This is a genomic window from Streptomyces winkii (genome assembly GCF_032248595.1).
GTDB lineage: Bacteria > Actinomycetota > Actinomycetes > Streptomycetales > Streptomycetaceae > Streptomyces > Streptomyces winkii.
Genome location: NZ_JASTTH010000012.1, coordinates 12,957 through 26,219, shown reverse-complemented (window position 1 = coordinate 26,219; position 13,263 = coordinate 12,957). Strand labels below are relative to the sequence as shown.

11 protein-coding genes are annotated in these 13,263 nt (G+C 70.3%); 6 read left to right on the top strand and 5 right to left on the bottom strand.

The features are described from left to right. Positions 1–254: 254 nt before the first annotated feature. Complete coding sequence (locus tag QQM67_RS29190; protein ID WP_314178168.1) at positions 255–1,097, top strand: HAD family hydrolase; 843 nt, start codon at positions 255–257, stop codon at positions 1,095–1,097. A 344-nt stretch (positions 1,098–1,441) separates the two neighbouring features. On the opposite strand, the gene QQM67_RS29185 is transcribed toward QQM67_RS29190, so the two are convergent. Further along, on the bottom strand, positions 1,442–2,269 hold the full coding sequence (locus tag QQM67_RS29185) for a Fic family protein (protein WP_314178166.1): 828 nt from the start codon (positions 2,267–2,269) through the stop codon (positions 1,442–1,444). 108 nt (positions 2,270–2,377) lie between these two features. On the opposite strand from QQM67_RS29185, the gene QQM67_RS29180 reads away from it, so the two are divergent. After that, on the top strand, positions 2,378–3,361 hold the full coding sequence (locus QQM67_RS29180; protein ID WP_314178164.1) for an ATP-binding protein: 984 nt from the start codon (positions 2,378–2,380) through the stop codon (positions 3,359–3,361). 98 nt (positions 3,362–3,459) lie between these two features. Here the strand turns inward: QQM67_RS29180 and QQM67_RS29175 are convergent, their stop codons facing one another. Further along, positions 3,460–4,692 (bottom strand): polysaccharide deacetylase family protein, encoded by a 1,233-nt coding sequence (locus QQM67_RS29175; protein WP_314178163.1) that lies wholly within the window; start codon positions 4,690–4,692, stop codon positions 3,460–3,462. A gap of 366 nt (positions 4,693–5,058) precedes the next feature. Here QQM67_RS29175 and acs point away from each other — a divergent pair, with 366 nt between their 5' ends. The 3 genes from acs to QQM67_RS29160 all read left to right on the top strand — a co-directional run bounded on the left by acs (position 5,059) and on the right by QQM67_RS29160 (position 8,772). Beyond that, positions 5,059–7,023: an acetate--CoA ligase gene (acs, locus tag QQM67_RS29170; RefSeq protein ID WP_314178162.1), complete on the top strand. Its 1,965-nt coding sequence runs from the start codon at positions 5,059–5,061 to the stop codon at positions 7,021–7,023. Between the two features lie 244 nt (positions 7,024–7,267). Next, positions 7,268–7,744 carry a phage holin family protein gene (locus QQM67_RS29165; RefSeq protein WP_314178160.1) on the top strand — a complete coding sequence of 159 codons (477 nt, stop codon included), beginning with the start codon at positions 7,268–7,270 and terminating at the stop codon, positions 7,742–7,744. Between the two features lie 89 nt (positions 7,745–7,833). Next, entirely contained in the window at positions 7,834–8,772 is a 939-nt protein-coding gene (locus QQM67_RS29160; RefSeq protein WP_314178158.1) for an alpha/beta fold hydrolase, read from the top strand. 306 nt (positions 8,773–9,078) lie between these two features. Here the strand turns inward: QQM67_RS29160 and QQM67_RS29155 are convergent, their stop codons facing one another. From QQM67_RS29155 to nth, 3 genes are all read right to left on the bottom strand, one after another. Next, positions 9,079–10,278 (bottom strand): MarP family serine protease, encoded by a 1,200-nt coding sequence (locus tag QQM67_RS29155; RefSeq protein WP_314178157.1) that lies wholly within the window; start codon positions 10,276–10,278, stop codon positions 9,079–9,081. Positions 10,279–10,390: 112 nt separating this feature from the next. Next, complete coding sequence (locus tag QQM67_RS29150) at positions 10,391–11,002, bottom strand: NUDIX hydrolase (RefSeq protein ID WP_314178361.1); 612 nt, start codon at positions 11,000–11,002, stop codon at positions 10,391–10,393. 173 nt (positions 11,003–11,175) lie between these two features. Continuing rightward, on the bottom strand, positions 11,176–12,207 hold the full coding sequence (gene nth / locus QQM67_RS29145) for an endonuclease III (RefSeq protein WP_314178155.1): 1,032 nt from the start codon (positions 12,205–12,207) through the stop codon (positions 11,176–11,178). Positions 12,208–12,573: 366 nt separating this feature from the next. Here nth and QQM67_RS29140 point away from each other — a divergent pair, with 366 nt between their 5' ends. Further along, positions 12,574–13,248, top strand: a complete 675-nt coding sequence (locus tag QQM67_RS29140; RefSeq protein WP_028438501.1) for a Crp/Fnr family transcriptional regulator — start codon at positions 12,574–12,576, stop codon at positions 13,246–13,248. Positions 13,249–13,263 lie beyond the last annotated feature (15 nt).

The window sequence follows — 13,263 nt, the reverse complement described above, 5'->3', positions numbered from 1 at the left end:
CGGAGGGGCCGCCGCGAAGGCGGCCGAAGATCGCCGAGAAGGGAGAGAACGATCAGCCGGAGACCTAAAGGGCCTTGGACATGCGACGACCCCCGCCGGGGGGGAGAGCGGGGGTCGTCCCCAGGGCCGACTCGGGGGGGGAGGAGTCGGGCCGGGTTAGCACGGTCGCGAACGATCCGTGACTTCCATGGTGTACCCGAGGGCCTTCTCAGGCAAACCCACGCGCCCCACCTTACGCCGAATGGTTGGCGCCTATGCTCGGCTTCGTGGAAAACCTAGCGATGCGCCGCACAGCCGCGTTCTTCGATCTGGACAAGACGGTCATTGCGAAGTCGAGCACGCTCGCCTTCGGCAGATCCTTCTACCAAGGTGGCTTGATCAATCGCCGTGCCGTACTCCGCACCGCCTACGCCCAGTTCGTATATCTCCTCGGCGGCGCCGACCACGACCAGATGGAGCGCATGCGCGAGTACCTTTCCGCGCTGTGCCGCGGGTGGAACGTCGAGCAGGTGAAGGAGATCGTGGCCGAGACGATCCACGACCTCATCGACCCCATCATCTACGACGAGGCCGCCTCCCTCATCGAGGAGCACCACCTCGCCGGGCGCGACGTCGTCATCGTATCGACCTCGGGTGCCGAAGTCGTCGAGCCCATCGGGGAGTTGATCGGGGCCGACCGCGTGGTGGCGACTCGCATGGTCGTCGAGGACGGGTGCTACTCGGGCGAGATCGAGTATTACGCGTACGGGCCCGCGAAGGCCGAAGCGATCGAGGAGCTCGCGGAGTCCGAGGGATACGACCTGAGCCGGTGCTATGCGTACAGCGACTCGGTGACCGACATCCCGATGCTGGAGGCCGTCGGCCATCCCTGCGCCGTCAACCCGGACCGCGCGCTGCGCAAGGAGGCACTCGGGCGCGACTGGCCCGTCCTCACCTTCTCCCGGCCCGTCCGGCTCAAGGAGCGTGTGCCCACCCTCTCCATGCCGTCGCGGCCGGCGCTGGCCATCGCCGCGGCCGCGCTGGGAGCGGCAGCCGCCACGGCCGGGCTGGTCTGGTACACGAGCCAGCGCAGAAGCGCCCGGTTCGAACGCTTTTGAGGGCAAAGGTAAAGATCAGAGGCCAGGGGTTCCACATCGTCGTGGGTCGCAGTACAAAGGAATTGACGGCCCGCGAGACCAGCGGCGACACAGAGTTCGCCGGTACGCACAAAGGCCCACGGACCGCCCCGCATGAATATCGGGCACCCACGCGACGCCGAGCCCGCGGATCGGGCGAACCCGTCAGGAACGGGCAAGGTCCCGGCCTGACGGGAACTGAGAGAGCACGCACTGGTAACCCGGTATCCGTGCCAGCGGCGGCACCGTCCAAGGCGGTGTCGCCGCAACTATGCTCTGGCGGCCCCGACCGGGCTCGCCAGGACGCGGCCCCTGCGCCTGCGCCCTTATGCCGCTCCCCGCTGCAACGCCTCGCATACCGCGGTCGTCTCGCGTGCCCCCAGTTCGAGGGCCTTGCCGCAGTGCCCGAGCCACGCGGCCATCCCTTCGGGTGTTCCCGAGGCGTAGCCGTCCAGGGCCAGTCGGTACGCGTCGCGGCCCAGTTCCGCCTGGCCGACCTCGGCCGGGCAGATCGACTTGGGGTCGAGGCCGCTGCCCACCAGTACGACGCGCTCGGCCGCCCGCGCCACCAGGCCGTTGTACGAGACGAAGGGCCGCAGGGTGGCCAGTTCGCCGTGCACGACCGCGCCGAGCACCAGCGCGGGCGCCTCGCTTCCGTCGACGACGATCCGCGCCAGCGCGTCCAGCCGCGCCGCGACCTCGCCCGCGTCCGGCGGTTCCGTCTGCTGCTCCGGGCCGCTCACCTTCTCCCCGGCGAGACGCGGTCGCCCCACCGTGTCGTCGGGCGCGGAACCGGAGCCTCCCGCGGCGACGAGATGCAGCCGCGCCAGCACCCGCAGCGGCGACTGCCGCCATACGTCGAGGAGTTGCCCGGACTCGGCGGTCGCACGGAGGGCCGCGCCGACCACACGCGGCTCGCCCTCGGCGCCGAAGTCCGTACGGCGGCGCAGCTCCTCCAGCGCCCAGTCGGCGCCCTCCAGCGCGGCGGAGGCGCGGGCCCCGCGCAGTGCGGCCTCTGCGCTCACTTCGCTGCTGCGGCGGCGCATGACGCGGTGACCGTAGATCCGGTCCACGGACTTCCGTACGGAGTCCACGGCGTCCTGCACGCCAGGAAGCGCAGCGAGGGGTGCCAGAGGGTCAGCGGTGCTACTCATGCGTAAGACCCTACGCGGCGGCCGGGCCGCAACTCCCGTCCCACGTACGAGTGGTCCTTCTCACCCCGCCCCGGCTCTCACCTCCTCCGCCCCCCTACCCTCTTGTTCATGAAAATCGCTTTCGTTGGCAAGGGCGGCAGTGGCAAGACGACGCTCTCCTCGCTGTTCATCCGTCAGCTGGCCGCCGAGCAGGTCCCGGTGGTCGCGGTGGACGCGGACATCAATCAGCATCTGGGCGCCGCTCTGGGGATGGACGAGGCCGAGGCGGCGGCGCTGCCCTCGATGGGCGGTCGGCTACCGCTCATCAAGGAGTGGCTGCGCGGCTCGAATCCGCGTATCGCCTCGTCCGAGACGATGATCAAGACGACGCCGCCGGGCAAGGGTTCACGCCTGCTGCGGGTCACCGAGGACAACCCGGTCTACGACGCGTGCGCGCACTCGCTCCCCCTGGAGGGCGCCGAGGTGCGGCTGCTCGCCACCGGGCCCTTCACTGAAGACGATCTCGGCGTCGCGTGCTACCACTCCAAGACCGGGGCCGTCGAGCTCTTCCTGAACCATCTCGTGGACGGGCGCGACGAGTTCGTGGTCGTCGACATGACCGCGGGCAGCGACTCCTTCGCGTCCGGGATGTTCACACGCTTCGACATGACCTTCCTCGTCGCCGAGCCCACCCGTAAGGGCGTCTCGGTCTACCGCCAGTACAAGGAGTACGCGCGGGACTTCGGCGTCCGGCTGCGCGTCGTGGGCAACAAGGTGCACACCGACGACGACCTCGACTTCCTGCGGGACGCGACAGGTGACGACCTGCTGGTCTCCTTCGGGCACTCCGACTGGGTCCGCGCGATGGAGAAGGGACGCCCGCGGCGGCTGGCGGAGCTGGAGGAGGCCAACCGCCGGGCTCTGCACGTGCTCCGCGAGGCCGCGGACGGCGCGTACGAGCAGCGCGACTGGGAGCGCTACACGCGCCAGATGGTCCACTTCCATCTGCGCAACGCCGAGAGCTGGGGCAACGAGAAGACGGGCGCGGATCTGGCCGCCCAGGTCGACCCCGGGTTCGTGCTCTGCGAGCAGCCGGCTCCGCAGCCCGCCTGAGCGCTCGTCCGCCGGGCCCGACCCGCAGCCCGAACGCACAAGCTGTGGACGGAGGTTGGAGAACCACCTCCGTCCACAGCACCGGACTGTGACGTCCGTCAGCGGGAGAGCAGCTTCTTCGTGCGGGCGTTCTTGAGGAACGAGCCCCAGCCCTCCTTGGGCCGCTCGCCGATCCCCAGCGTGCGGAGCTTGGCCAGCACCTTGGGGTCCTGCTCGTCGAGCCAGTCGACGAGCTGCTTGAACGAGACGCAGCGGACCTCGCGCTTCTTGCAGACCGACTTCATGACGTGCTCGACGGCGTCCATGTACACGCCGCCGTTCCACTTCTCGAAGTGGTTGCCGATGACCAGGGGCGCGCGGTTGCCCTTGTAGGCGCGCTCGAAGCCCTTCATCAGGCCCTCGCGCATCTGCTGCCCGTACGAGACGTGCTTCGTGGACGGGCCGGTGGCCGTTCCCGACTGGTTCGCCAGGAAGTTGTAGTCCATGGAGAGCGTCTCGAACTTGCGCCCGGGCATGGGGACTTCCTGGAGCGGTACGTCCCACAGCCCGCTCTTCTTGCCGGGCCAGACCTGGGTTCCGTTGCCGCTGGAGTCGTAGCGGAAGCCCATCTGACGGGCCGCCCGGAGCAGGTTCTCCTGGCCCTGGAGGCAGGGGGCCCGGCCGCCTATGAGTTCCTGGTCGTAGTCGAACGGAAGAGGCTGCTCACGCTTGAAGCCGGTGGTCGTCTTCCAGTTCTTCACGAACCACTTGGCCTGGCGTATCTCGCTCTTCCACTGGTCCGACGACCAGCTGCCGACACCGTTCGGGCCGCAGAAGTGGCCGTTGAAGTGGGTGCCTATCTCGTTCCCCTCGAGCCACGCCTTGCGCACCTCGCGCAGCGTGGCCCGTATGTTCTTGTCCTTCAGGTAGCCGATGTCCGAGGCGCCCGTCGCGTGCCCGGGGGGCGAGTAGTGGCGGGACTGCGCCTCGGGGAGGGCGTATATGCCGCTCAGGAAGTACGACTGCGATGCCCCGTACCGCTTGCCCGCCTTGCGGAAGCGGGAGAAGAGCTTCTTGTCGTCCTCGCCGGCTCCGTCCCAGGAGAAGACGACGAACTGGGGCGGCTTCTTGCCCGTGCGGAGCTTCCGCGGGACCGGCTGGTTCGGCTGCCGGCCGGTTATGGAGGTCGAACCGTCCCCGATGACGCGGGCCTGCTGCTCGGGCTTCTCCTCGGGGGCCGAGCGGCCTTGACCTGCCGGGCTTCGTGTGGTGTCGCCGGCACAGCCGCTTATCACGGTGGTGAGCGCCATTGCCGCCGATATGCCCACGAGCCACTGTCGCGTGGCTGTCATCGGATCACCTCACCCATGTCGATGTCGCTCCGTAACGGATCAACTCCGCTACGTGACTCAACCGTTGCATCTCCGGCATAACCGGCAACTCGGGTGGGGTCTCGGGGTGAGTTCTTCACCCTTTGGGCCCATTCGGGGTGGGCGCAGACCAGCGCGGCCGGCCACCTCGCAGCCGCACGGGAGAAGGGCGGGCACGCCACGGGTCAGCGGGATGCGACCGTGCCGTTGACAGGTCTAAACCAATTTTCCCGCAAGCTCTTGTCACATGGGCGCAACGGCTGATGAGCTAGGCAGGAGTCCAAGGTCCGGGGAGGATCGGGGCCTTGGGACCTGGACACAGCAGACACCCTGGGAAAGGGAGATGTCGTGAGCAACGAAAGCCTGGCCAATCTGCTCAAGGAAGAGCGGAGGTTCGCGCCGCCCGCCGATCTGGCTGCCGAAGCCAACGTCACCGTTGCGGCGTACGAGCAGGCGAGGGCTGATCGGCTGGGCTTCTGGGCCGAGCAGGCACGCCGCCTGAGCTGGGGCAAGGAGCCGACGGAGATTCTCGACTGGTCCGAGCCGCCGTTCGCCAAGTGGTTCAAGGACGGCAAGCTCAACGTCGCGTACAACTGCGTCGACCGGCACGTCGAAGCGGGCAACGGCGACCGGGTGGCCCTGCACTTCGAGGGCGAGCCCGGCGACTCCCGCACCCTCACCTACGCCGAGCTCCAGCGCGAGGTCTCCAAGGCCGCGAACGCGCTGAGCGAACTGGGCGTGCAGGCCGGCGACCGCGTCGCCGTCTATCTGCCGATGATCCCGGAGACGGTCGTCGCGATGCTCGCGTGCGCCCGCATCGGCGCCCCGCACTCGGTGGTCTTCGGCGGCTTCTCCGCGGACGCCCTCGCGACCCGCATCGAGGACGCCGACGCCCGCGTCGTCATCACCGCCGACGGCGGCTACCGCAAGGGCGGCGCCAGCGCGCTCAAGCCCGCCGTCGACGAGGCGCTGACCCGGCCGGGCACGGAGAAGGTCCGCAACGTGCTGGTCGTCAAGCGCACCGGCCAGGAGGACATCGAGTGGACGGACGGCCGCGACGTGTGGTGGCACGACGTCGTCGACCGCCAGAGCGAGCAGCACACCCCGCAGGACTTCGACGCGGAGCACCCGCTCTTCATCCTCTACACCTCCGGGACCACCGGTAAGCCGAAGGGCATCCTGCACACGACCGGCGGTTATCTGACGCAGGTCGCGTACACCCACCACGCCGTCTTCGACCTCAAGCCCGAGAAGGACGTCTACTGGTGCACGGCGGACGTCGGCTGGGTCACCGGCCACTCGTACATCGTGTACGGGCCGCTCGCGAACGGCGCCACCGAGGTGCTCTACGAAGGCACTCCGGACACCCCGCACAAGGGCCGCTGGTGGGAGATCGTCCAGAAGTACAAGGTCTCCCTGCTCTACACCGCGCCGACCGCGATCCGCGCCTGCATGAAGTGGGGCGACGACATCCCGGCCAAGTTCGACCTGTCGTCCCTGCGGATCCTGGGCTCGGTCGGCGAGCCCATCAACCCGGAGGCCTGGATCTGGTACCGCCACCACATCGGCGGCGACCGCACGCCGATCGTCGACACGTGGTGGCAGACGGAGACCGGCGGCATCATGGTCAGCCCGCTGCCCGGCGTCACCGAGACCAAGCCCGGTTCGGCGCAGCGTCCGCTGCCGGGGATCTCGGCCACCGTCGTGGACGACGAGGCAAACGAAGTGCCCGACGGCGGCGGCGGATACATGGTTCTCACGGAGCCGTGGCCGTCCATGCTCCGTACGATCTGGGGCGACGACCAGCGGTTCCTGGACACCTACTGGTCGCGCTTCGAGAGCAAGTACTTCGCCGGTGACGGCGCGAAGAAGGACGACGACGGCGACATCTGGCTGCTGGGCCGCGTCGACGACGTCATGCTCGTCTCCGGGCACAACATCTCGACCACGGAGGTCGAGTCGTCGCTCGTCTCGCACCCGAAGGTGGCCGAGGCGGCGGTCGTCGGCGCGACCGACCCGCTGACGACGCAGGCCATCTGCGCGTTCGTCATCCTGCGCGGCTCGGCCGCCGAGGACGACGGGCTGGTGGAGGAGTTGCGCGGGCACGTGGCCAAGCAACTCGGCGCGATCGCCAAGCCGAAGAAGATCCTGCCGGTCGCGGAGCTGCCCAAGACCCGCTCCGGCAAGATCATGCGACGGTTGCTGCGGGACGTCGCGGAGAACCGTGCGCTCGGGGACGTCAGCACGCTGACGGACTCCTCCGTCATGGAGCTCATCCAGGAGAAGCTGCCGGGCGCCGCGAGCGAGGACTGACTCCGGCGGCGCACCCGCACGGAGACGTACGGGCGTCAGAGGCCCGCTGCGCGTGGAGGGGCATCCGGCACACCGCCGGGTGCCCCTCCCCGTATCCGCGCGCCGCAGTCGTACGCTTCGTCAACACCGGGGCGGCCGCGGGAGCTTGTCGCAGTGGCCTCCTGGACGCATGTGCCGCACGATGGTCCGGCATGATCGGACCCCACGGGCAGGGACGGTCCGAGACGGAGAGAGGGAGACACCGATGAGTTCTGCCGACGACGGCCGCAGCATCGGCCAGTTGGTCGCCGCGGCCACCGCCGACTTGTCCGGCCTGGTGCACGACGAGATCGCGCTGGCCAAGGCCGAGATCCGGCAGGACGTGAAGCGGGGGATCGTGGGCGGCGGCGCGGCGGCGGTCGCCGGCGTGCTGATCCTCTTCTCGCTGCCCGTTCTGAGCTTCGCCGCGGCCTACGGGATTCACAACCTGGGCCTCGGGCTCGCCTGGTCGTTCCTGATCGTGGGGGGCGCGTACATCGTCCTCGCCCTGATCCTCCTGCTGCTCGCGCTGCGGAAGTTCAAGCGGATCAAGCCCCCGGAGAAGTCGATCGCCTCCGCCAAGCAGACGGCATCCGTCCTCTCGCGGGCCAAGCCCCACCCGCGCGCGTCCGCGTCCGCGACCGCGCACGGGCCGGACGGGGCGCGGCCGGAGAAGCAGCCGCAGCGCACGCCCGCCGCGTGACGGCCGCACGCCCGAAACCGCCCTCGCGCGCCCATTCCGCCCCGAGGAGCGCGGCGTTGGCGCCGTCCGAAGTGTGACAGGCTCGTCGTATGACCCACCCAGCCGGTCCGGCGAACCTGATCCGTCCCGAAGGCCCCTGGACCCACCGGGACGTGGCCGCGAACGGTGCCCGCTTCCACATCGCCGAGCTGGGTGACGGACCTCTTGTGCTGCTGCTGCACGGCTTCCCGCAGTACTGGTGGGCGTGGAGGCACCAGTTGACGGCGCTGGCGGACGCCGGATTCCGCGCCGTCGCGATGGATCTGCGCGGCGTGGGCGGCAGCGACCGTACGCCCCGGGGCTACGACCCGGCCAACCTCGCGCTCGACGTCACGGGCGTCATCCGCTCGCTGGGCGAGCCCGACGCCGCCCTGGTCGGGCACGACTTGGGCGGCTATCTCGCGTGGACCGCCGCCGTGATGCGGCCGAAGCTCATACGGCGTCTCGCCGTCTCCGCGATGCCGCACCCGAGGCGCTGGCGCGCGGCGATGCTCAAGGACGTGCGCCAGACGGCGGCCGGCTCCTACATCTGGGGCTTTCAGCGGCCCTTCGTACCGGAGCGTCAACTCACTGCCAATGGCGGGGAGTTGGTCGGCAAGCTGGTACGGGAGTGGGCCGGGCCCCGGCTCCTCGAACAGCCCGGCGCGGGCGAGGCCGTGGAGCGGTACGAGCAGGCCATGTGCGTACCGTCGACGGCGCACTGCTCGGTCGAGCCCTACCGCTGGCTGGTGCGTTCGATGGCGCGGCCCGACGGCTTCCAGTTCAACCGCCGGATGAAGCGGCCCGTCCGGGTGCCCACGATGCAGATGCACGGAGCGCTCGACCCGGTGCTGCGCACGCGCAGCTCGGCCGGGTCCGGGCAGTACGTCGAAGCGCCGTACCGCTGGCGGCTGTTCGACGGGATCGGGCACTGGCCGCACGAGGAGGATCCGGCGGCCTTCTCGGCGGAGCTCATCGGCTGGCTCAAGGACCCCGAACCGGACCGCTGACCGCACCGGTTCCGTACTCCGTCAACACGGGCAACACGTGCCGCGCGCATAGGCGTTTGATGGAGCGTCAGAAGGTTACGGGCCTCGGTACGGGGCAGAGTGCGCTGTATGGGCTGGACGCACGACTACCGTGACCTGGCACGTAACAGCAGCGGGCGGCGGGGGGCCATCCCCGGACAGCGCATGCGGCGCTTACTGCCCGACAGACTCGGCGCCGTCGCCGAGCCCGGAATCCCACAGTTGCTCAGCCGCAGAGCGCGCTGGTTCGGGGCGCGGCTGCGGCACCCGCGGGGCTGACGGCGAGGCTCACATCGCGCAGTTCTGGCTGTCCGCCTGCCGCTCGGCGGCACGGCCGCTGCGAGCGTCGCCGCGCACCTCGTCAGCCGTAAGGGCGTATCCCGTACGGGAGTTGTCGAGCGACTTCGCGAAGATGACGCCGTACACCTCGCCTTGGGGCGTGAGCAGCGGGCCGCCGGAGTTGCCCTGGCGAATGGTCGTGTAGAGGGAGTAGATGTCGCGGCGCACCCTGTCGCGGTGGTAGATGTCCGGGCCGTCCGCCTCGACGCGGTCACGTACGCGCGCGGAGCGCACGTCGAACCCGCCGTTCTCCGGGAAGCCCGCGACGATCGCCCCGTCACCACGCCCTGCGTCCTTCCGCGCGAACCGGAGCGCGGGCGCTTCGAGCGTCGGCACGTCCAGCACGGCGATGTCGCGCTTCGGGTCGTAGAGGACGATCCGCGCGTCGTGGATGCGGCCGACCCCGCCGATCTGCACCGTCGGCTCCTTGACCCCGCCCACCACATGCGCGTTGGTCATCACGCGGTGCGGGCCGAAGACGAAGCCGGTGCCCTCCAGCACCTTTCCGCAGCGCGTCGCGCTGCCCACGACCTTGGCGATGCTGCGGCGCGCCTCGGCGACGGCAGGGCTCCTCACGAGCTTCGGGTCAGGGGCGGGCACCGCCCGGATCGGCTCGTTGGAGAACGGCGAGAAGACCTGCGGAAGCCCGTTCTGCGCGAGCGTCGACGAGAAGTCGTTGAACAAGCTGTCGGCCTGGGGCGGCAGCACTCGCGAAACCCCCAGCAGCACACTGGAGTTGCGCACCTGCTTGCTGACCGTCGGCAGCGACGTGCCGGCCAGGGCCGATCCGATGAGCCACGCCACCAGCAGCATCGCGAGCACGTTGACGAGCGCGCCGCCCGTCGCGTCCACGGCACGGGCGGGCGACCAGGTGATGTGCTGCCGGAGCTTGTTGCCGAGATGAGTGGTGAACGCCTGGCCGACGGAGGCGGACACGATGACGATGACGACCGCGCCGATCACACCGAACGCTCCGGGCGGGGTCCCGTCAGTCACCGCGTTCCACAGCGGGGGCAGCACGAGGATCGCGGCGAGCCCGCCGCCGAGGAAACCGGTCACGGACAGGATTCCGACGACGAAGCCCTGGCGGTAGCCGATGACGGCGAACCAGATGGCGGCAAGCAGGAGCAGGATGTCCAGCGCGTTCACGGAAGCCACCGTCTCATGGGGGTGGAAGGGGACGTCCGCCGCGGTCGGTTCGTATGTGCGACGTAGCGGTGGTGAGGCGCCGGCCGCGCCGCGCGTGCGTACGGCTGCCGCTTCACGGCTTGCGGTCGATGGATACGCGCTTGTCGCGATCCCAGGGCCGCTCCCAGCCGGCGTAGTGCAGAAGCCTGTCGATCACACCCGCGGTGAAGCCCCATACGAGCGCGGGCCCCACGCGGAAGGCCGGGCCCGTGTATCCGGAGGGGTGGACCGCCATCGCGCGGTTATCCGGATCGGTCAACTCGGAGACGGGGACGGTGAAGACGCGCGCCGTCTCGGCCGGGTCCACCGGCGCGACGGGCGTGGGGCGCCGCCACCACCCCAGTACGGGCGTGACGACGAAGCCGCTCACCGGGATGTAGAGCGCGGGCAGCGTTGCGAAGATCTGCACGCCGGACGGATCGAGGCCGGTCTCCTCCTCGGCCTCCCGCAGCGCCGCCCGAAGCCGCCCGTCGCCTTCCGGGTCGCCGTCCTCCGGGTCGATCGCGCCGCCCGGGAAGGAGGGCTGGCCCGCGTGCGAGCGGAGGCTGGACGCCCGCTCCATCAGCAGCAGTTCGGGACCGTCGGCTCCCTCCCCGAAGAGCACGAGCACGGCCGACGGCCGCCCCGCGCCGTCCGGCGGCGGCAGGAAGCGGCTCAGCTGGCGCGGCTCGACCGTGTCGGCCAGGCGCGCGACGGGGGCGAGCCAGCCGGGAAGCCCGCGGTCGCTGAAGTCGACCGGGAGCGCGGCCGCGGAGGCGTGCGGCGCCGCGCTCCGGTCGGCCCCAGCGGCCGGGTCCGGAGTCCGGCCCCGGGTCGGGTTCGCATCAGGGCCCGTGTTCGTGTTCGTACGGGAACGGCTCACCGCGCGGCCCCGGCGGCGCCGTCGCCCCCTGCTCCGAGCGGCGGCGCGGGGCGCCCCGGGTAGTCGGCCGGAGGCTTGAGGCGCTGGCCCGGCAGCCCGCCCATCTCGTACTTCAGCAGCTTCTTCGCCTTCTCGGGGTCGAGCTCGCCCTCCCCGTACGACGGGCACAGCTGCGCGATCGGGCACGCACCGCAGGCCGGTTTGCGGGAGTGGCAGATGCGGCGGCCGTGGAAGATCGTCCGGTGCGAGAACATCGTCCACTCGCTCTTGGGGATGATCTCGGCGATCTCGGCCTCGACCTTGTCCGCGTCCGTCTGCTCGGTCAGCTTCCAGCGCCGCACGAGACGGCCGAAGTGGGTGTCGACGGTCAGCCCGGGGACGCCGAAGGCGTTGCCGAGCACGACGAACGCGGTCTTGCGCCCGACGCCGGGCAGCGACACCAGGTCCTTTATGTTGCCCGGCACTTCGCCGCCGAACCTGTCGCGGATCGCGGCCGACAGCCCGAGCACCGACCGTGCCTTCGCGCGGAAGAAGCCGGTCGGGCGGAGCAGCTCCTCCAGCTTCTCCGGGTCGGCGGCCGCCATGTCCTCGGGCGTCGGATAGGCGGCGAAGAGCGCGGGCGTGGTCTGGTTGACCCGCAGGTCCGTGGTCTGGGCGGAGAGGACCGTGGCGACCAGGAGCTGGAAGGGGTTCTCGAAGTCGAGCTCGGGGTGCGCGTAGTAGTACACCTCGCCCAGCTCACGGTTGATGCGGCGGGCGCGGCGGACCATCGCGAGACGGGACTCGGGCTTCCCGGACGCGGGCTTCCGGGCGGCCGGGGCCTTGCTCGCACCGGCCTTCACCGCCGGGGCCTTGCTCGACGCCGTCTTCTTCGCCGGGGCCTTCTTCGCCGCGGCCGCGGTCTTCTTCACGGGCTCGCCGGCCCGCTCCGCGGACACCTGTCCGCCGTCCACGGAGGCGCCGTTCGCCCCCTTTGTCCGGCTTGCCCTCTTGACGGGCTCCTGTTCGCCCACAGCGGAATCTCCCATCGCGGTCACCCGCCCGGCCCCGCTCTGCGTGCGCTCACCGGGGCATCACGGGTTAATCAGCACTCGGCCAGCGTAGAGGGGCCCACCGACATCCGCCCCGCACGAAGGCAATTCCCGGCCCAATCGGACCCCTGCCTTCGGGAAGGGAGGGGGCGTGCGTCAAACTTGTGACTGATCGCACTGTTTCACCGTCCGGCATCATGGGGTTCGGGTCCCCTCGACCTGCGGGTCCGGGGAGGTTCCATTCCCTCGGACCTGCGGACCTGAGGCGGCCCCGGAGCCTGGGGAGACGCCGTCCCTCGGCCCATGGGAGCCTTGTGAGGCCCCTGGGGACCCCATTGGGCTAGGTCGACAAGGAGAGAACTCGTGGACGACGTTCTGCGGCGCGCCCCGCTCTTCGCGGCGCTCGATGAGGAGCAAGCCGCTGAGCTGCGCGCCTCCATGTCGGAGACCACGCTCGCGCGAAGTGAGGCCCTCTTCCACGAGGGCGACCCGGGCGACCGTCTCTATGTAGTCACCGAAGGGAAGGTAAAGCTCCACCGCACCTCCCCTGACGGCCGGGAGAACATGCTGGCCGTCCTCGGCCCCGGCGAGCTCATCGGCGAGCTCTCCCTCTTCGACCCCGGCCCGCGTACGGCGACGGCCTCGGCCCTCACCGAGGTGAAGCTGCTCGGCCTGGGCCACGGCGACCTCCAGCCCTGGCTGAACGTACGCCCCGAGGTGGCCTCCGCACTGCTGCGGGCCATCGCGCGCAGACTGCGCCGTACCAACGACTCGATGTCCGACCTCGTCTTCTCCGACGTCCCCGGCCGGGTCGCGAAGCAGCTGCTCGACCTCTCGCGCCGCTTCGGCGTGCAGTCGGAAGAGGGCATCCACGTCGTGCACGACCTCACGCAGGAGGAGCTGGCGCAGCTCGTCGGCGCCTCGCGCGAGACCGTCAACAAGGCGCTCGCCGACTTCGCGGGCCGCGGCTGGCTGCGGCTGGAGGCCCGCGCGGTGATCCTGCTCGACATCGAGCGGCTGGCCAAGCGGAGCCGCTGAGCGGCCGCACGTACG